Source organism: Rhodoblastus acidophilus (assembly GCF_025961575.1).
GTDB classification, from domain to species: domain Bacteria; phylum Pseudomonadota; class Alphaproteobacteria; order Rhizobiales; family Beijerinckiaceae; genus Rhodoblastus; species Rhodoblastus acidophilus_C.
In genome coordinates this window covers 15394-34323 of the sequence record NZ_JAOQNX010000012.1, presented here as the reverse complement: position 1 = coordinate 34323, position 18930 = coordinate 15394, and the positions used below count along the sequence as shown (strand labels likewise).

Here is an 18930-nt window from a genome sequence, read left to right as displayed (position 1 = left end):
TGCGGAGGGCTGTGCGAGGACGAGTCATGCGATTTTCACCAGCATTGATAATGACGGGCGCTTTTCTTGTTTTGGCGCTCGCCGGCTGTGAGAATGTCGCGAGCCTTGGGCCGGCCACGCAGGAACAGCAGACGGCGTTGATCAACCAAGCCTCGAAAACGTCGCCGCAGTTGCAGCCCGGAGACAAGATCAAGGTCACGGTCTTCGGCGAAGATCGGCTGTCGGGCGAGTTTGAGATCGATTCTGCCGGCTATGTTTCCCTTCCTCTGGCTGGTACGATCAAGGCGGCAGGCCTCAGCAAGCAAGAGATGGAGCAGGCGCTGGCGAAGAAATTCAACAGCGAGTACTTGCGTAATCCGAAGGTGACTGTAGATATTTCGAGCTTTCGTCCATTCTACATTATGGGCGAAGTGTCGAAGCCGGGCGAGTACCCTTACAGAAACGGCTTGAATGTGATGAGCGCTGTGGCGCTTGCTGGCGGCGCGACTTATCGGGCGAAGCAATCTACCGTGATGATTCAGCATGTTGGTGAAGAGGCATTCACGGAATACCCGTTAGCCCCGACAATTCCCGTATTGCCGGGCGACTTGATCCGCGTTCCGCAGCGTTATTTCTGACAATAAAGTCTGGATCTTTGAAAAGGTTGTGTCCGTCTGGCGCAGGGTGTCTGCGTGTCAGAGCGCATTACAATGGTTTTTATTTGTTAATTATTTTCTTATTGCCGTTTGGTGATAGATCTGGTATTGTCAAGTCAAGCTTTTGTGATTTCGCCAGAGGTCCTCGTGGGGCTTACCGCTCAAGGCTTGGTCGGTGAGTGCTGGTTCGATGAGCCGACGGCAAGGGCGGAAATAGAAATGATTTCATCAGCAAACAGGCTAATAATAAGGGCTGTTCCGATTGTGGCGGCTATTCTTTTGCCGGTTGCTGCGGTTGCTGATGAAGCTGGGCTGCCCCCCTCCGGTGGTTCGTCGTCGGGGAGTGGGGCTGCGATGGGTCCTTCGCCTGATCGTGGAATCCCGTTCGAGGGTTGGATGCTTTATCCATCGTTGTTTGTCGGTGGCGTTTTCAACGACAATGTCTATCAAACCGCATCAAATCGAACGAGTGCTTTTGGGTTTCGGTTAACGCCTAATATTCAGGCGGATCTTGATGTGGGTATTCACAAGGCCACCGCTTACGCCATGGCGGATGGGCAAATGTATCCGGGGCGCAACGCCAGCTTGGGGTTGGCGGCCTCAACGCTGGCGGCGCGCACGGGTTTGGCGTACATCTGGTCGCCTACCAGTGATGTTGTCGCTCGATTTTCCGTTGATTATACGCGTCAGGATGGTCCTTTTGGCTCGACGCTCGCGACGGCTGGTTTGATCAATTCGGCGACGAGTTTCGTAAACTCTTCGACATCGTTGAATTCGTCTGGTTTCCGTCAATTTTCAGATGTGACGACGTTGGCTCTGTCGGTCCAGAAAAACGTGACGGAGCAGACTTTCGTTCGTATCGGCGGCGGGATGCAAAACCTAGTATACGAGCGTGCGCCTAATGGCTATTCTGGGGGTTATAGCGGCGACGACTATAATGCTTCAATCCGCGGTGGTTTTTGGGTGACTCCGCAAATCAATGCATTCGTGGAGGCCGGTGGCGATCTTCGCCGGTATTTCAGCGCGCCGCTTTCCGATACCAATTCGTATCGTGTGATTGGCGGGTTGTCGTCTGACATGATCGGGCTGTTTCGTGGCGAGGTCTACGGTGGCGTGCAGGAGCAGTTCAGCGCGTATAACGTATTCGCCGCGTACCTTGCTCCAGCGTTTGGCGGGCGTGTGACGTATTATCCGCTTGAGTATCTCACAATCGCTGCCAGTCTTGATAATTCCTTCGGTGCTGCGGGTGTATTCAACACGGTTGGTTCCGCGGTTTCCTCGAATAATCAAACACTGCAGGCCCGTCTGCAGGCGGATTATAAGCTCTACGAGTACTGGACGGCGTCCGCTCGTGGAGGTTATGCCCGCACCACGTATCCGGGAAGCTCGTCAGTCTCGGAAACTTGGTTGGCTGCAGGCGGGGTAAGCTATAACTTTTGGCGTAATTTCGCCCTTACGCTTGATTATCAATATACTTGGGTCACTTCAGGTGTTTCAAGCCAATTGGCTTATTCGGATAATCTTGCGTCTTTTGGCGTCACGTACCGCTACTAGCATGAGGAGGGCGCTGTGGCGCTCATCAGTCGTTTCGTTCATGTCGCTGCAGCTGTGGCAATCTTGCTGTATATGGCTGCGCCCTCCGCAAACGCACGCGAGCAGAATGGCGGTGAGTGTGTTGTGTCGCAAGCCATGCAACGCTTGCTCAGGAATACCAGGCTGACCGACGCCGCCTTAACTGCTGCGGTGCAAAGCCTTTTGCAGCGCGACGCGAACGCCATTGCTGGGGTCGTCTGCGCGGCGTCCGTGGCCAATCCCAAGCAGGCTTTGGCGATTGAACAGGGTGTTGCGCAGGCGCTCGCCACCTTGAAAGTGTCAGATCCCCCGGCAGCAGCGATTATCCAGTCCTATCTTGATAATAATGGCTCTAATCCCGTGGTTGCTGCGGTTCTGGACGCGCAGAAAGCCCTCGGTCAGGCCGGCGGCGCTGGTGGGGGCTCTGGCGCGGGCGCTGGCGGCGCAAGCGGCGGCGGAGTCGCTGCGGGCGGCGGCGGCGGCGGGGGCTTCGTCGGCGGCGGCGGAGCCACAATCAATAGTCCTTCGACATGAGGGCTCGCGCGTCGTCCGGCACTTTTTGCTTTACGATCGCCCAAGGCTTCGACTAAAAAGGGCGTGCTATCGGTGATATTTCGAAAGTGGGCGCTGCACCGCGCGTCTGATCGTGAAAACGGCAGTAAAGTAGGGGCGTTGCGCACGAATGATGCTGAGCACTGCATTTGGGATACGTTGGACGCATCGCCCTTTCTCAGCTGTTTTCTGGGGGCAGAGCGTATCATGAACTCGGAAATTTCTGGCGAGGCTTCCGTCGTCCTCAAGGGAAACTGTGATCTTGCCGCTGGGGAGCGCTGGTACGCTGTTCAGTCTTTGGCGAGGCGCGAGGTTCGGGCGCATCGCGAGCTCGCTCAGCAGGGATTTCGTCCGTTTTTGCCTGTCATGATCCGTACGGTTCGGCACGCGCGCAAGGCGCGAGACGTCAAGGCGGCCGCCTTCCCTGGTTATCTCTTTGTCCCCTTGGATCTGGAGCGTGATCGGTGGCGTTCGATCAACGGTACGATCGGGGTCTCGCGCATTATAGCAGGCGACAAGGGGCCTATTCCCGTGCCGCGTGGCGTGGTCGAAACTTTGCTTGATTACTGCGATGCGAATGGCGTCTGTCGTTTTGATCGGGATCTGATCGAAGGGCAGTCGGTGCGGATCGTCAATGGTCCGCTCGCCGAAATGGTTGGCAAACTGGTGCGTCTCGACGCCAATGGTCGCGTGCGCGTGCTGCTCGAAATCCTGGGGGGGCAAGTGCTGGCCACTTTGGACCGCGCGGGCCTGCAGGCGGCCTGATCACGATCGCCCACGGGCGGTCCGTTGCAAAGTCTTGATGGGTGAAGCACGCGTTTCACCCAAACGGCGGTAGCATGGAGAATTTGTCATAGTCGGTGCTGAGTCAGTGCGCTCTGAATTTCAGACGCCCACCGCTGATGGCGCGCGTTCACGCGTAGGTTCTGCATGGCTCGCGGCCTGGCGGCAGGAGCCTGTCGAAACAGCGTTGCTTGCGGCCACTCTGGCGGGTCTCGCCTGGGCGCCGTTCTGTCTTGGGAGCAACCGCCCCGTCGCCTGGGGTGTGAACGGTATCCTGTTTCCCAGCCTGGCGCTCGCCTATGAAGTGTCGCTGTTGTTGCGCGGGCGAAAGCATCCTGTTTCAGCAAAGCGGATCGCCGTTCCCTTCGGTCTGTTCCTGCTTGTCGTCGCATGGATCGGCATTCAGATGCTCGCGCTGGGAAATTCCAGCCTATCGCATCCGATCTGGATGATGGCGGGCGACGCTCTCGGCGTTCAGTTGAACGGCGCGATCTCCGTCAACCCGAGCGCGACGGCCCTGGCCCTCATGCGCCTCCTCACCGACGCTAGCCTGCTGTGGTTGATCGTGCAGCTGTGCAGACGTTCCGAGCGCGCGATGCTGACCATCGAAGCGGTCATGGCGATCGTCGCGGTCTATGCCGGCTACGGGCTCTTGCTCGCGGCGTTTTACGGGAGCGACATTCCGTTCTTCGACGCTCCGAACACCGGCCATTTTGTCCGGTCGACATTCATCAACCGCAACAATTTCGCGACCTTCGCAGGGCTTGGCCTCATCGCTTGCGTGGCTCTCATGCTGCGACTCTATCGGCACGCCGCTAATGACCTGCAGGGGCTGGGCTCTTTTCGCGTCTCGCGCCTGATCGAAGCCACGGGCCGCCTTGGGTGGGTGCTTATCGGCGCCGCGTTCATTGACCTGGTCGCTCTGTTGGGCACGGTTTCGCGAGGCGCTATCCTTTCAACGATTCTAGGGCTGTTCGCGCTCCTGGTGCTGAGCTTTGCAAGACGGCGGCGCGGCGGCGCCCAGCAGATTGAAGCGATCCTTTTCGTCGCAGTCGTTCTCGTCGGCGGGTTCTTGGCTTTCGGCGACAAGATCGTCGGTCGAATTTCCGAGACTGGCCTGGCCGACACGAGCCGAATGGCGGTTTACGCGATTGTGGTTCGTTCCCTGTTCGACGCTCCCTATCTGGGGTTCGGCTACGGAACCTTCGCCGACGTGTTTCCGATGTACCGCGACCAGTCGATCAGCCCCGTCGGGGTTTGGGACCGGGCACACAACGCCTATCTTGAGGTTCTGCAAGGTCTTGGCCTCGTTTTCGGCGCGGCGTTGATCTTGTCGCTGGCGTGGCTGGCGTGGAAATGCCTTCGCGGCGCCGTAAATCGTCGCCGTGACGCTACGGCGCCGATCGTCGCGGCGAGCGCGGCCTTGCTTGTTGGAGTGCATTCGTTGGTGGATTTCAGTCTTCAGATTGAAGCCGTGACTCTCACGTTCATGGCCCTGCTGGGCGCGGGCGTCGCGCAATCGGAGAGTTCCAGGCATGTTTTGTCGGATTGAGTCGCATCGACGACTCGAGTCGAGATTGGACCATTCGTTTGATGCTTGATCGCACGAACAGCGAAGCCGCCCCTGAGTTCGATCAGCGCGCGGCCGAACCGGCAGGATTCGACCCGCGCGAGGTTTTGAATTTCGCCTGGCGACAATGGAAGTTCATCGCGGGCGTCACGATTCTGGCCATTCTGCTCGGCGCCGTGAATATATCGCGGCAGATCCCAATGTATACGGCGAGCGCGCAGCTACTCCTCGAGCCGCCCAAGACCAAGGCCGTCGCGCAGGACGTCGTGCAGAATGACATGCCGCTCGATCTGCCGACAATCGAGAGTCAGATCGCGATCATAAAGTCGACGTCATTCCTGCGGCGTGTGGTCACAAAGGAAAAGCTCGTCAACGACTCTGAATTTGGCTCAGGTCCTGATGGAGCGGGCGCCGGATTGCTGTCGGCCATCAAGGGGTTCTTCAATCGCACCCCTCAAGACGACTCCAAAGCTTCGGACATCCCCGCCGAAGCGGGACTGGACGCCCTTCCGCCGGAAGTGATTGGCACGATCGAAAATATCAAGGGCGCCATCAACGTCTCGCGATCGGGGCAGGCGTTGGTGCTGAACGTGTCGTTCACCTCAGCCGATCGCAACAAGGCCGCTCGCCTCGCCAACGCCATCGCCAACGCCTACGTCGTCGATAAGCTCGACGCGCGGTTCGAGGCAGCCAAACGCGCCTCGACATGGCTGTCCGATCGCCTCGTGGAACTCAAGCAGCAATTGCGCGACTCGGAAGAAGCTGTGGCGCAATTCAGATCTCAGAACAATCTCACCCAAGCTGGGCCCGCGACGCTCAGCCAGGAACAATTGTCGCAACTGAATGGACGCCTCGTCGCGGCCCGCGCGGAAACGGCGGAAAAGAGGGCGCGGCTGGAACTGTTGCAGCGGGTTCAATCCAGCGGAGGAAACATCTCCGCGCTTCCCGACGTGGTCAATTCCGGTGCAATCGCCGACTTGCGCAAGCAGGAAAACGATATTTCGCGTCAAGAAGCGGACATGCTCGCCCGCTATTCCGACCGATATCCGGCCGTGGTTAATTTGCGCGCGCAACGCGCCGACATACGCCGCGCGATTGCGGGTGAAGTCGCCCGCCTCACGAACAACATTAAGAATGAATATGAACTCGCCAAGGCGCGCCAGGAAGCCGTGGAAAAAACGCTCCGCGAAGTGAGCGGGCAGACCGACGAGGACAGCACGAAGGTCATCACCCTGCGCGAACTCGAACGCACGGCGGCGGTCAACAAGAGCCTATTCGAGGATTTCCTCCAGCGTTCGAAGGTCACGCAGGAGCAATCGACGTTCGAGGCGCGGGACGCGCGCGTGATCTCTCCGGCGCAGCCGCCAGGCGTTCCGAGCTCGCCGAAAACCGGACAGATCATGATGATGTCTGCGCTGCTCGGTCTTCTGGCGGGCATTGGCGGCTCCTACCTCCTCGAAATGATGAATGCGGGCTTCACCACGCCGCGGCAGATAGAGGACACGCTCGGGCTGCCCCTGCTCGCCTCGCTGTCGAAGATGGAAACGCGCGATCTGACGGCGGACGGCGCCGTGCTCACCATTCCGCAATATCCCTTCGTCAAACCTCTTTCGCGCTTCTCAGAAGCCATTCGCTCTCTTCGAAGCGCCGTCATGATGAGCGACGTGGATCACCCGCCGAAGGTGATCCAGGCGACGTCGACCGTTCCCGGCGAAGGCAAATCGACCGTTTGTCTGACGCTGGCGAGTTCGGCGGCGCAATCGGGCCAGCGCGTGCTGCTGATCGACTGCGATCTGCGCCACCCGACCACCTCGCGCTACTTCCAGGCGGAGAAGAGTCCGGGTCTGGTCGACTATCTCGCAGGCGGAGCGGATTTGCAGACGATCATCACGTTCAACGAAAGTTTGCGCCTCTGGGTGCTGCCGGCCGGCGCGAAGACCCAAAATCCTCCCGATCTCCTCGGGTCGGAAAAACTCAAGCTGCTGCTCGAGGCTCTTCGCGCGAAGTTCGACCTGATCGTAGTCGACACTCCGCCCCTGGGTCCAGTCGTCGATCCTCTCATCGTTTCGCAACTGGTCGACAAGATCGTGTTCGTGGTGCGCTGGGCCTCGACCCCGCGCGAGATGATCGTTCACTCGATCCAGCGCTTGTCGGGCCATCGCAAGGTCGCCGGCGTCGTCTTCAACTACGTTGTGGATGCGCAGGCGCAGAAATACGGCAAATACGCCTATTCCTATTACTACGGCAACCATTACTACAAGAAATACTATCACGAATGATCAACCTGCGCGAACTCAGGTTCTGGACAAGTTTGCTGATCGCGGGCCTCTGCGTCCTCGCGGCCAATCTTGCGGTTCCGGCCTTGCGCTACGGCCTCGCCACGTCGGGCGCCGATCCGCAAAATGTTGAGGTGCGGATGACGCCGCTGTTTGGCGAGACGGGTGTCGGCGTTGCGGCTCGGCAATTTGTGTTGATCTTCAACTATCCCAAGGGTTTTGCCGAGCGCGTGGGCGCCTTAAAGGGATTCTTGTCGCTCAAACCCCTGGCGGCCGGCGGGTGGCTCGATCTCGCGACCGCAAGCCAGAAGGCGGGCTTGCCGATGGCGCAGGTTTCGAGCGCTTTGGCTCTGTCGACGGTTTCCGGCCCGAACGAGGCCCGCATCATGGCCGGCCGCGCGGTCTTTGGTTTGCCGCTGTGGGACAAGTTGCCGCCGGACGTGCGGCGCGGTTTGGTGGGCGACCTGGTGGGCGGTTGGGAAGCCGTGGTTGAACCGGAGCGGCAGGAGTTGACTGCGCTTCTAGCCGTGGCTTCCGAGAAGGCCAGGTCTGAAATCCTGGCGGCTCTTTTGTTGGCGGGCAAGCCCGCCGCGCCGATCGTTTCGGCGCTGGGTTTGGAGCCTGAAAAGCAGGAAAACAGTGCTAAAACTCCTGCTACTGCAGTGAGCGACGATCAAGGCGGTGACCGATGATGGTGCGCGACGCCAATTTGGTGCGCGACCGGGTGTCTAACGCACCAAATCACAATATCGCAGGTATTTACATTTAACCGATGTGCGGCCTGAACGGCATATTCGCCTATCACCCGTCCGCCAGCTCCCCGCGCGAACAGGAGCTTTTCGCCACGCGCGAGCACATGCGCGCGCGCGGTCCTGATGGGGCAGGAATCTGGTGGTCGCCGGAGCGACGCTGCGGCCTCGCGCACCGCCGCCTCGCCATCCTTGATCTCTCTGACCGCGCCGCCCAGCCGATGGCCAGCACCGACGGCTCTCTCGCCGTCGTCTTCAACGGCGAGATCTACAATTACCCGGAACTCAAAGCCGAGCTGGAGCGGGATGGAGCGGCGTTTCGCAGCACCTCCGACACCGAAGTGCTGATCCACCTCTATCAGCGCTTCGGCGCTAAAATGGTGGCCAAGCTTAGAGGCATGTTCGCCTTCGCCATCTGGGACCAGAAGAAGCGCGGGATTTTCCTGGCTCGCGACCCCTATGGCATCAAGCCCTTGTATATTTCCAACGACGGCTGGACCTTTCGGTTCGCGTCTCAGGTGAAAGCGCTCCTGGCCGGAGGCGCCGTCTCGCGGGATCCGGAGCCTGCCGGGATCGTCGGATTTCATCTCTTCGGCAGTGTGCCCGAGCCCTTCACGCTTTATCGCGATATTTCCTCCTTGCCCGCCGGCCACACGCTTTGGGTGGACCGCATGGGCATGCGCGAGCCACAGCGCTATCACTCCATCGCCACGACGCTCGCGAAGGGCGCACGCGAAAAAGTCGAGTCCGCGACGATCGACGCAAGGGTGCGCGCAGCGGCGCTCGACAGCGTGCGCGCCCATATGCTTGCGGATGTCGAGGTTGGCCTTTTTCTTTCCGCGGGCGTTGATTCCGGCGCCCTCCTAGGCCTGATCCACGACGCCACCGGGGCCAATGTCAGGGCGATCACGCTTGCCTTTTCGACATTCGCCGGAACGCAGGAAGACGAGGCGCCGTTAGCGGCGAAGATCGCGGAAAGATATGGCGCCCAGCACATCGTCAGACATGTTAACGAGGCCGAGTTTCGACACGATCTCCCAAACTTTCTCGCTACGATGGACCAGCCCACCATCGACGGAGTCAACACATGGTTTGCGTGCAAGGCAGCAGCCGAGGCGGGACTGAAGGTTGCGCTCTCCGGTCTTGGCGGCGATGAGATTCTCGCGGGCTATCCGAGCTTTGTCGACATCCCTCGATGGGTCGGCGTTTTCGCCGGCGTTCGGATGATCCCCGGACTGGGGCCGGGCCTGCGCCTGCTTGGTTCGGCCATTGGCTTGTCGAAGAATACGCCCAAGATTGTGGGCATGCCTGAATATGGCGGAACCTATCCCGGCGCATATCTGTTGCGGAGGGGACTTCTGCTTCCCTTCGAACTCCAGACAGTGCTCGCGCCGGACGTCATCAGGAACGGATTGTTCCGCCTCAATCTATTCGCCAATCTTTCCGCGAGCCTGATGCCCGATCCCGGATCGGCGTTGGGGCGTGTCGCCGCTCTCGAAAGTTGCCATTACATGCGCAACCAGCTGTTGCGCGATTCCGATTGGACGAGCATGGCGCATTCCGTCGAGTTGCGCACGCCCCTGGTCGACTCCAAATTCTTGTCCGACGTCGCGCCTCTCTTGCCGCATCTCGGTCGTAACCGAGGGAAATATGCGCTCGCCAACGCGCCCTCCAATCCGTTGCCGGACGAGGTGGCCCATCGCGCCAAGACCGGCTTCGTGGTGCCGATGCAAAGCTGGACCCACGCCGCACTGTTCCAACCGGCTCTCCCCGTGGGCGCGAAAGGGTTGGTTTCGCGCAACTGGGCGAAGCACATTTTTCGCACCTATCAACCTGCAGCCTGACTGGTTTCCGATCCTCGAGATGAAAGTGCTTGCGCTCGTTCCGGAGGCTTTTGGAGGCCATGGCGGTATCGCGCAATATAACCGAGATCTGATCACCGCCCTGGCGCGTTCAGGCGGCGTTGAAAGTGTGCGCATTCTGCCCCGTCTCGCTGCAGGCCCCGTCGGAGAGTTGCCAGCGAAGGTGACGCAGGCCGATCCGATCTTTGCCCGCTCGCGCTATGTTCTGAATGTGTTTGCCGAAGCCTTGTGGCGTCGGCCGGACCTTATCTTTTCTGGTCATCTCTACACGGCGCCTCTCGCGCGTCATCTGGCGAAACTCATTGGCGCACCGTACGTCGTGCAACTCCATGGAACAGAAGTCTGGCGGGAACCATCGCCGGCGCAGCGGACGGCGCTGGAGAAAGCCGACGCCGTCTTGTGCGTGAGCCGGCACACCCGGGCGCAAACGGTGAAATTCACACGCGCCGCCCAGAATCGCGTCATTGTTGTACCCAACACGGTTGGCGCGGATTACCGACCCGGCGATCGCGAGGCGGCGAGGCGCAAATGGGGCCTGCGCGACGAATTCGTTCTCCTCAGCGTGGGAAGGCTCGACTCCCGTGAGGGGTACAAAGGACACGACCAAGTTATCGACGCCATACCGGAGCTTGCGGATCAAAATCGCAAAATCGTTTACTACATTTCGGGAGACGGCGACGACCGGACTCGTCTCGAAACGCTGGCCGAACGCCGGGGCGTGTCAGATCGCGTTCTCTTCCTCGGCTTCACGCCGCGCAACGAACTGCCCGATCTTTATCGCGCCGCCGACGTGTTCGTCATGCCGTCCAGGGGGGAAGGGTTTGGAATTGTCTTCCTCGAAGCAATGGCCTCGGGAACGCCGGCTCTCGGCTACGCGATCGGCGGAGCGACCGATCCGCTGGATTTCGGCGACTGGGGCAGAGCGATCGCTGCGGATCAACTGCTTGCAGCGCTCGACGACATGATAGCGATGCCGCGCCCCGACTCCGAGAAGATGTTTCAGGCCGTCCGCAAGCGCTTCGGCTTCGACGTCTTTGCGCAACAGGTCGAGGACCAGCTCGTCCGGCGGTTTGCTGCGGCAGCGTGACGAACAAGACATGCGGAGACATGAGAATTTGAGCGAGCAAGCCGGCGCAATCGCGATGGAGCGGGAACAGGCGAAGGATTCGGAACCCGCGAGCCCGGCTGCCGAACGCATCCTGATTCTTGAACCCGGTCGCGCAGAGCGCAACTACTGGTCCGATCTCTGGCACTATCGCGAACTGTTCGCCATTCTGGCCTGGCGCGACATTTCCGTCCGTTACAAGCAGACGGTGATTGGAGTCGCCTGGGCCGTCATCCGGCCGTTCCTGACGATGGTAGTTTTCACGATCCTGTTCGGCAAGGTCGCGAAACTGCCCAGCGACGGGGCCGCGCCCTATCCGGTGATGGTCTTCGCCGGCATGCTGCCGTGGTTTCTGTTTTCGAGCATTCTGTCGGACGCTTCAGGCAGCCTGATCGGCAACGCCAACCTGATCACCAAGGTCTATTTCCCAAGGCTGATCATTCCGACTGCATCGGCAATGGTGGCGCTGACGGATTTCCTGATCAACCTCGTCATGCTCGTCGCAATCATGGCATGGTGCGGGTTTGCGCCGAGCTGGCGGGTCGTTTTGCTGCCCGCCTTCGTCCTGCTGGCGGTGCTGGCGAGCCTGGGGCCCGCCTTGTGGATCACCGCGCTCAACGTGAAATATCGCGACTTCCGCTACATCATCCCGTTCATCGTGCAGTTCGGCCTTTATGTTTCGCCGGTGGGCTTTTCGAGCGCCGTTGTGCCCGAGGATTGGCGGTTCTGGTACAGCCTCAATCCCGTCGTCGGGGTCATTGACGGCTTCCGGTGGTGCATCCTGGGCGGCGACAGCCCGCTGTACTTGCCCGGCTTCGCGACGAGCCTGTGCGTCGTCGCCGGCTTTCTTTGGTTTGGCGTAAGATACTTCCGGGCGACGGAACGAACTTTTGCGGACATGGTCTGAACCGATGAGCGACGTAGTCATCCGCGCCGACCAACTCGGCAAGAAATATCTCATCGGCCACCAGTCTGGGAACGAGCGGTACACGGCTTTGCGCGACGTCGTCGCACGCAATGCAAAGGGCCTGTTGCATTCGGCGCGCGACATTCTCCAGGGCCGTCAGCTTGTCTCAGGCGACGAGGTCGAGGAATTCTGGGCGCTGAAGGACGTCAACTTCGAGATCAAGCGCGGCGACGCCGTGGGTATCATTGGACGAAATGGAGCCGGCAAGTCGACGCTGTTGAAGATACTGTCTCGCATCACGGAGCCGAGCACAGGACGGGTCGAGATTAGAGGCCGGGTGGCGAGCTTACTGGAGGTCGGCACCGGCTTTCATCCGGAACTCACCGGCCGCGAAAACATCTTTCTGAACGGCGCGATTCTCGGCATGAGTCGAGCTGAAATACAAAGGAAGTTCGACGAGATTGTCGCTTTTTCAGAAGTGGAGAGATTTCTGGACACTCCGGTCAAACATTATTCAAGCGGCATGTACGTTAGGTTGGCTTTTGCTGTAGCGGCGCATCTGGACCCTGAAATCCTGGTCGTCGATGAGGTCCTAGCCGTGGGCGATGCAGAGTTTCAGAAAAAATGTCTCGGCAAGATGAGCGATGTTGCGTGCTGCGGACGAACGGTCTTGTTTGTTAGTCATAGCATGAACGCAATTCAGGCTTTATGCTCGCACGCGATATTCTTGGAGAAAGGAAGATCTTCAGAGGTATCAAAAGCCGAGGATATTATCAGTAGATATGTAGGCGGCGCTATTGTGGCTTCTGCGGCGAGTCCGAGAGAAAACGACGGTGCTCAGCTTTATCTGTCATCTGGTTCCGCTGCCTATTACCCATCTGATATAAACGAAGACGCAAATATCAAGTTGGAATTGAATATTATAGCGAGACTTAATTCAAAGGCGGCGCTTGAAATCAGGCTAAGAGACACGCTAGGCAGTCCTGTCGCCTTTGCGACGATAGGAGGATTTAATCCAAATGATATCATTTTCTTTCCGAAAGGCAAATGCATATTGAAAGTAATCATTTCAGCCAAAAATCTTGCGAGGGGTTGCTATTTCATATCTATTGATATTACAAATCCTAATTTTTACTATTTCGATAAGGCAGATGATTTTCTTTCGGTTGCCGTCGAACCTCTGTCCTTTGATGGTTCGACAAGGTGCCTCGATCAATCTTATGGGTTTGGTTCTCTACAGCTCGATGCACGGTTAGAAGGATCTCCTGACGCTCGCGCGATTGTCTAGTCTCTTCTTTGTTCGTAACGGTCTCGCGGCAGATGGCAAGATTGCCTAAATTCGCAGCTACGATGGTCAAGACACTTGGGGTTCATTTGGAAATTGTAGCTTCAAACGATTTGGATACGAGCGCAAGCGAAGCCAAGCGCGAGTGCCGTAACAAGAAGACGCGCCATCTGCTGGTGATCAGTTTCATTGCGCCTGGCCAGGGAACGGGCAGCGGCATCGTCCTGCTGAGGCATTTGCAGAACCTGGATGCGGCGGGATGGAGGATCACGATCTGCGCACCAGAGCGGGAACTGGCCAGCGCCGTGGACGTCTCCCCGGGCTGGCGGACCATCGCGATCCCTCCGCGGGTTTGGTGGTGGCCGCCTTTCCGGGATTATGTCCATGCCTCCAACATCTGTCGTGCGGCGCTGATCGCGCGCAAAGTCGCTGGTGCCCTTGGGCGCGATCTCCCAACCCACATCCTGACTGTGTTATGGGGCGTCGAGTCGTATTCAGCGGCGATGCTTGCGCGCCGGATCGGTCGACCTCTCATCGCGATCGTCCACGATCAGCAGGAGTTCTGGGCGGCGTCCCCTGCGAGGCGCGCATATTACGTTCGCCGCAATCAGGCTGTTCTCTCCAGAGCTGACATCGTGTTTGGGGTCTCTGAGGAAATCCTCAATGCCTATGGCGTTTGCCGTAAAAAAGGCGAAATTTTGCTCCCGGCACCAGGCGAAACGATTTTCTTCTCTCCCGATCACCTCGTCCCCCCCCCGGAGCTCAAGGTTTTTCATGCGGGGAGCCTGCATCCCTGGCAAGCGGACAATTTCCTTGCGCTCGCGTCGAGTCTTTCGGCGCGGGGCGGGAAGCTCGTGCTTGTAACGGACGCTGGCAACCAGGTTTATCGAATTGTCTCGGAGCGCTTTCCGGAAACCGAGCGTATGCCTCCCCCGCGGGAAAACGATCTGGTGGTGCAAGCGATTGCCGAGAGAGCTTCCGCTTGTCTGGTGTCCTATGCTCTGGATCGTGACGTGCAACCATGGGGTGCGAGCAGTTTTCCAAGCAAGCTAATTGACTTTTCGCGCGCTGGCGTCCCCGTGCTTATCTTGGCTCCCGAAGACTCTGCGATTGGTCATTGGTGCAGGAAAACAGGCTTCGATCTGTTTGTGTCCGACCTGAATGCTGACTGCCTGGACCCGATGGTCGAGGCGCTGCGAGACGCGAGCCGATGGCGGATCGCCGCGTCACGCATTAGAATGCTCGCGGCGACGGATTTTTCCGCGCTGGAAATCCAACGGAAATTAGAAGCAGGCCTTTCCCGCGCTGAAGCGAGTGTCTTGTGGCGGTCGTCGTAGCTCTCTATGAAAATTTGCTTCATCGTTCCAGAATATGGCGCTGCTCACGGCGGCATTGCAACCTATTATATACATCTGGTCCACGCGCTTCGCGATATGGGCCTGGATGTATCGTTGATCGAGGGGTCTGGGTTCGCGCAGCCGCGCTGGATTCTGCCCCGCGACATTGTGGTTCAGGTCGAAAGCGCCGGAGACGAATTCCAGCATTTGGACGCGGCGCCCAGTTTGAAGCGAATGTTGCGGGCGGCGTGGCGGGTCTGGAATGAAGTGCGACGCGCCGGTCCGTTCGATGTCATCGAGGTGGTCGACTTCGCGCTCTTGGCTACCCCCGCCATACTTGAACCCATCGCGCCGACGCTGTTTCGCCTGCACGGCAGCATGGGTCAAATCTCCCGGTTCGAGCCAAATTCGGGGCTGGCGGTCGATCACGCTCTTGCGTTTGCGCTCGAAACGGAAATTCTGAAGCATGTCGACGCCTGCGAAACCCCGTCCGTGGCGAATGCTGACTATTGGAAGCGTCAATCGGGTCGCCCTGTCAGATGCGTCCGTCCCTGCTGGAAACCAATCTCCGAGGTTACCAGTCGGTCGGAGGTAGATGGTCTAATTCGCGTTTTCGGGCGTATCCAGGCTTGGAAAGGACCGAATGTTGTTGCCGAAGCTTGGTCCAGCGCGCCGGACCTTCCAGATATTGATTGGCACGGTCGCGATGTCGCCACGAGCGCGCGGGGAGGATCGACCGATGCTGAACTGCGTCGGAACCATCATCACACCTGGGGTGTTCGAATCCACCCCCGGCAACCTGTGGCCCCGGAGCAGGTTGCTCGCCTTCAGAGTCGTTCACTTCTCAATCTAGTCCCCTCGACTTGGGACGTATTCAACTTTACCGCCGTCGAGGCGATGGCGTCTGGCAGGCCAGTTCTCTGCTCTGACAAAGCAGGCGCCAGTGAGATGATCGAGGACGGACGGAATGGCTTCGTCTACGATGGCGATTCGCCGCATGCTCTCGCTGATGCGGTTCGATCCGCACTTTCGTTGGGACCCAAACGACTCGCGCAGATCGGTGCGGAGGGGAAAGCGTGCATTGTTGAGGCCCTTCGGCCGGAAACCCGAGCACTGGAACACCTTGACGGTTATGCGGCGGCCATCCGAGCGTCCGACCTGCCTGCTGTCGGCATTCCCGATTGGTTCAAGGCTATGGCATTGCCGCGTGAGCATGGCGGCTCGCGTCATACTCATCTTGACCAACACGCGCTTCGCGAGCTTGTAAACTATGTCGTCGAACGGTCGCTTTACAAGGCCGGCCTAAAGGCATGACCCAGCGTCCGACGCTTTCGCTTCTAATCCCGGCCTACAATGCAGCGCGCTTCCTGCCGCGCATCTTAGAGTCAGCGCATCGCCAGACCGTGCCATTTGACGAGATCTGGGTCTACGATGACTTCTCAAGTGACGACACGGCTGCCGTCGCAGTTAAATACGGAGCAAAAGTCCTGCGTGGCGAGGTGAACAAAGGCTGCAGCGCCGGCAAACAGGCGTTGGCGCGCCACGTCGACGCGGATTGGGTCCACTTCCACGACGCCGACGATGAACTCTTGCCGAATTTCGTGTCGCTCGCTCGCAAGTGGATCGACGCCGACAATCGGGACGCTGTGCTGTTCGCGTATGAATATCGCGACGAAGAGTCGGGCGCACTCCTGGCTGTGTCGACTTTCGACGACGCCGCACTGCGCGCCGATCCCAGGCGCTATGCAATCACGAGGCAGATCAATCCGTTTTGCGGACTCTATCGGCGCGAGCGCATGCTTGCCGCGGGCGGGTATGCCCTCGATCCCAAAACCCTTTACAACGAGGACGTGGCCTTTCATATCCGGATGGCGTTCGCCGGTCTGACCTTCGCCGCGGAAGATGAAGTGTCGATCATCAATTGGCGGATTGCCGGATCGATGTCAGGCGCGAATCCAGTTCGTTGTGCAATCGCGCATTTTCACGTGCTGACAACGACACTCGCATTGCCGGGAGCTACTGCTTACCATGTGGAAATAGCGGCCAAACTCTGGGCGAACGCAGGCATTCTCGCTGCACTCGGCGAATGGTCGATCGCGAAGGCGGCCGTTCAACTCGCGGCTTCGCTGGGGTCTCCTCCGGCAACGGCCGGAAAGCCTTGGTTTCGCGCTCTGGCCTCAATCAATCCTGTTGCGGCGTTGGCGGCGCGCGAGGCAGCCATTCGGCTGCTTAAACCTCAACTGCGGCGCCGGTCTGCCTAAATATGTCGTCTCGAGCCGTCTCCATTATCATGCCCTGTTTCAATGCCGCGCGCTATGTACGAGCGGCCGTGGATAGCGTTTTGGGCCAGACATGGCGGGAGGTCGAGCTCATCGTTGTCGATGATGGATCGACCGATGGCTCGCTTGAAGCGCTCCGCGCCATCTCAGATCCTCGCTTGCGGGTGATCGCTCAGGCCAATCGGGGCCAATGCGCGGCTAGCAACCGAGGCTATCGCGAGGCGACCGGGGGCCTTATCAAGTTTTTCGACGCCGATGATGTCATGGCGCCAGAGATGATCGCGCTTCAGGTGGCCCGCCTCGCCGGTCGCACCGATGCGATCGCAATGGGTGAGTGGAAACGGTTTCACGGCGACGCTCCAGATCAGGAACCCTTTCCGCGTTTGCCGATGTACCGTGATTGCCCGCCAGCCGAGTGGCTTGTTCAGGAATGGGCGAATGCCCGTCCGATGATGCAATGCGGACTCTGGCTGATCCCGCGTTCGATCATCGACGCGCACGGACTTTGGGACGAGCGGCTGTCTCTGATCAACGACTTCGAATATTTCTCCCGGCTGCTTCTGGGCGCTTCCGAAATACTCTACACGCCCGGCGCGCGCATGCATTATCGCTCCGGGTTGGCCGGCAGCCTTTCCAGCCGCAAGAGCCGCGCGGCAGTCGAATCCGCCTTGCTGTCGCTCCTTCTCGGAACCCAGCATCTGCTAAAGGTCTGCGACACGCCGGAAGCCCGAGCTTCATGTGCGACCCTGCTTCAGGATTTCGAGTTCACCTATTATCCCGAGCATCCGGATTTACGCGCCCGCGCCCGCGCCCGCGTCGCGGAGCTGGGCGGTTCCAAGTTGGAGCCGGATGGCCCGCCCGGATTCCAAAAACTGCGTCGCTTGGTCGGCTGGCGGCTCGCGCGCCGGGCGCAGCGCTACGCCGAAGCTATTGGCCTGAATCGCGCCGCGCGTAAAATCTCGTAATCGATCGCCTCTTTGACCATGCCTCTTTCCATTGCCCTGACTGCGGATCCCGAACTCCCGGTTCCGCCCAAACTCTACGGCGGCATCGAGCGGATCGTCGATATGCTGGCGCGTGGTCTGGAGGCGCGCGGACACCAGGTCACCCTTTTCGCGCACGAAGAGTCTGTTTCGGCGGGGCGGCTTGTGCCTTGGCCTGGGCGATCGAGCGGTTCGCGCTTGGACACGCTGCGCAACGCCTCCATCCTTGCCGCGCACGTCGCGCGCGAGCGGTTCGATGTGGTGCACAGCTTTTCCCGCCTAGCCTATCTGGCGCCAATTTTGCCTGCGCGTACGCCGAAAATCATGAGCTACCAGCGCGAGATCAGCCCGCGCACGACCCGTCTCGCCCATGCGGCATCGCGCGGCACGCTGCAGTTTTCGGCCATCAGCCGCTGGATGATCGAGCCGGTCAAGCACATCGGTTCTTGGAGCATCGTCCCCAACGGGGTGGACCTCGCGACCTACACGTTCCAGCCGCAGGCGGCGACGGACGCGCCCCTGGTGTTTCTCGGCCGGATCGAGGAGATCAAGGGGCCGCACCTGGCCATTGAAATTGCGCGGCGGACCGGGCGACGCCTCGTGATCGCTGGCAACATCCCCGCAGAGAAAAAGGCCTGGGTCGAGGCACATGTGCTGCCGCATGTCGATGGTGACGCGATCCGCTATATCGGGCCGGTCGACGACGCGCAGAAGAACGCCCTTTTGGGTCGCGCCGCGGCCTTTCTCATGCCGATCCTGTGGGAGGAGCCTTTTGGCATTGTGATGGCGGAGGCGCTCGCCTGCGGCACGCCAGTGGTCGGCCTGCGGCGAGGCGCCGTACCGGAGGTGGTGGTCGATGGCGTCACGGGCTTTGTGCGGGACGATGTCGAGGGTTTGGTCGCGGCGCTGGGGCATGTCGAAAGTCTGTCGCGCGCGGCGTGCCGCGCGGATACGGAGGCGCGCTTTTCCGCCGAGCCGATCGTTGCCGCTTATGAGGCAATGTATCACGCGGCGGTGGACAGGAACAAAGGCTAG

The 18930-nt window shown here is 59.6% G+C and carries 16 protein-coding genes; all 16 read left to right on the top strand.

Annotation, left to right across the window (positions count from 1 at the left end; genetic code table 11):
- Positions 1–26: 26 nt before the first annotated feature.
- A complete protein-coding gene (locus tag M2320_RS10345; RefSeq protein ID WP_264597211.1) occupies positions 27–617 on the top strand; it encodes a polysaccharide biosynthesis/export family protein in 591 nt (196 codons plus the stop codon).
- Between the two features lie 165 nt (positions 618–782).
- Positions 783–2189 (top strand): outer membrane beta-barrel protein, encoded by a 1407-nt coding sequence (locus M2320_RS10340; protein WP_264597210.1) that lies wholly within the window; start codon positions 783–785, stop codon positions 2187–2189.
- Between the two features lie 15 nt (positions 2190–2204).
- Positions 2205–2741 carry a hypothetical protein gene (locus tag M2320_RS10335; RefSeq protein WP_264597209.1) on the top strand — a complete coding sequence of 179 codons (537 nt, stop codon included), beginning with the start codon at positions 2205–2207 and terminating at the stop codon, positions 2739–2741.
- Between the two features lie 225 nt (positions 2742–2966).
- Entirely contained in the window at positions 2967–3524 is a 558-nt protein-coding gene (nusG, locus tag M2320_RS10330) for a transcription termination/antitermination protein NusG (protein WP_264597208.1), read from the top strand.
- A gap of 205 nt (positions 3525–3729) precedes the next feature.
- A complete protein-coding gene (locus tag M2320_RS10325; RefSeq protein ID WP_264597207.1) occupies positions 3730–5094 on the top strand; it encodes an O-antigen ligase family protein in 1365 nt (454 codons plus the stop codon).
- Entirely contained in the window at positions 5091–7391 is a 2301-nt protein-coding gene (locus tag M2320_RS10320) for a GumC family protein (protein WP_264597206.1), read from the top strand. Before M2320_RS10325 ends, M2320_RS10320 begins: the two co-directional genes overlap by 4 nt.
- Positions 7388–8080, top strand: coding sequence for a hypothetical protein (locus tag M2320_RS10315; protein ID WP_264597205.1), 693 nt, complete (start codon positions 7388–7390; stop codon positions 8078–8080). The genes M2320_RS10320 and M2320_RS10315 overlap by 4 nt, the downstream gene beginning before the upstream one ends.
- An 80-nt stretch (positions 8081–8160) precedes the next feature.
- Positions 8161–9981 (top strand): asparagine synthase (glutamine-hydrolyzing), encoded by a 1821-nt coding sequence (gene asnB, locus M2320_RS10310; RefSeq protein ID WP_264597204.1) that lies wholly within the window; start codon positions 8161–8163, stop codon positions 9979–9981.
- 19 nt (positions 9982–10000) lie between these two features.
- The gene (locus tag M2320_RS10305) at positions 10001–11086 is read left to right on the top strand and encodes a glycosyltransferase family 4 protein (RefSeq protein WP_264597203.1); all 1086 of its coding nucleotides are present in this window, start codon (positions 10001–10003) and stop codon (positions 11084–11086) included.
- Positions 11087–11114: 28 nt separating this feature from the next.
- Entirely contained in the window at positions 11115–12011 is an 897-nt protein-coding gene (locus M2320_RS10300; RefSeq protein ID WP_264597202.1) for an ABC transporter permease, read from the top strand.
- Positions 12012–12015: 4 nt separating this feature from the next.
- Positions 12016–13299 (top strand): ABC transporter ATP-binding protein, encoded by a 1284-nt coding sequence (locus M2320_RS10295; protein WP_264597201.1) that lies wholly within the window; start codon positions 12016–12018, stop codon positions 13297–13299.
- A gap of 62 nt (positions 13300–13361) precedes the next feature.
- Positions 13362–14633 carry a glycosyltransferase gene (locus M2320_RS10290; RefSeq protein WP_264597200.1) on the top strand — a complete coding sequence of 424 codons (1272 nt, stop codon included), beginning with the start codon at positions 13362–13364 and terminating at the stop codon, positions 14631–14633.
- Positions 14634–14639: 6 nt separating this feature from the next.
- Positions 14640–15947, top strand: a complete 1308-nt coding sequence (locus tag M2320_RS10285; RefSeq protein ID WP_264597199.1) for a glycosyltransferase family 4 protein — start codon at positions 14640–14642, stop codon at positions 15945–15947.
- Entirely contained in the window at positions 15944–16894 is a 951-nt protein-coding gene (locus tag M2320_RS10280) for a glycosyltransferase family 2 protein (RefSeq protein WP_264597198.1), read from the top strand. Before M2320_RS10285 ends, M2320_RS10280 begins: the two co-directional genes overlap by 4 nt.
- A 29-nt stretch (positions 16895–16923) precedes the next feature.
- Positions 16924–17877, top strand: a complete 954-nt coding sequence (locus M2320_RS10275) for a glycosyltransferase family A protein (protein WP_342395050.1) — start codon at positions 16924–16926, stop codon at positions 17875–17877.
- Between the two features lie 18 nt (positions 17878–17895).
- Positions 17896–18930, top strand: a complete 1035-nt coding sequence (locus M2320_RS10270; protein ID WP_264597275.1) for a glycosyltransferase family 4 protein — start codon at positions 17896–17898, stop codon at positions 18928–18930.

What these genes read in the sequence shown, in the direction of transcription:
- M2320_RS10345 (WP_264597211.1), top strand. Translation starts at nt 27, where the DNA reads ATGCGATTTTCACCAGCATTGATAATGACGGGCGCTTTTCTTGTTTTG.
- nusG (WP_264597208.1), top strand. Translation starts at nt 2,967, where the DNA reads ATGAACTCGGAAATTTCTGGCGAGGCTTCCGTCGTCCTCAAGGGAAAC.
- M2320_RS10315 (WP_264597205.1), top strand. Translation starts at nt 7,388, where the DNA reads ATGATCAACCTGCGCGAACTCAGGTTCTGGACAAGTTTGCTGATCGCG.
- asnB (WP_264597204.1), top strand. Translation starts at nt 8,161, where the DNA reads ATGTGCGGCCTGAACGGCATATTCGCCTATCACCCGTCCGCCAGCTCC.
- M2320_RS10305 (WP_264597203.1), top strand. Translation starts at nt 10,001, where the DNA reads ATGAAAGTGCTTGCGCTCGTTCCGGAGGCTTTTGGAGGCCATGGCGGT.
- M2320_RS10295 (WP_264597201.1), top strand. Translation starts at nt 12,016, where the DNA reads ATGAGCGACGTAGTCATCCGCGCCGACCAACTCGGCAAGAAATATCTC.
- M2320_RS10290 (WP_264597200.1), top strand. Translation starts at nt 13,362, where the DNA reads ATGGTCAAGACACTTGGGGTTCATTTGGAAATTGTAGCTTCAAACGAT.
- M2320_RS10285 (WP_264597199.1), top strand. Translation starts at nt 14,640, where the DNA reads ATGAAAATTTGCTTCATCGTTCCAGAATATGGCGCTGCTCACGGCGGC.
- M2320_RS10280 (WP_264597198.1), top strand. Translation starts at nt 15,944, where the DNA reads ATGACCCAGCGTCCGACGCTTTCGCTTCTAATCCCGGCCTACAATGCA.
- M2320_RS10275 (WP_342395050.1), top strand. Translation starts at nt 16,924, where the DNA reads ATGCCCTGTTTCAATGCCGCGCGCTATGTACGAGCGGCCGTGGATAGC.
- M2320_RS10270 (WP_264597275.1), top strand. Translation starts at nt 17,896, where the DNA reads ATGCCTCTTTCCATTGCCCTGACTGCGGATCCCGAACTCCCGGTTCCG.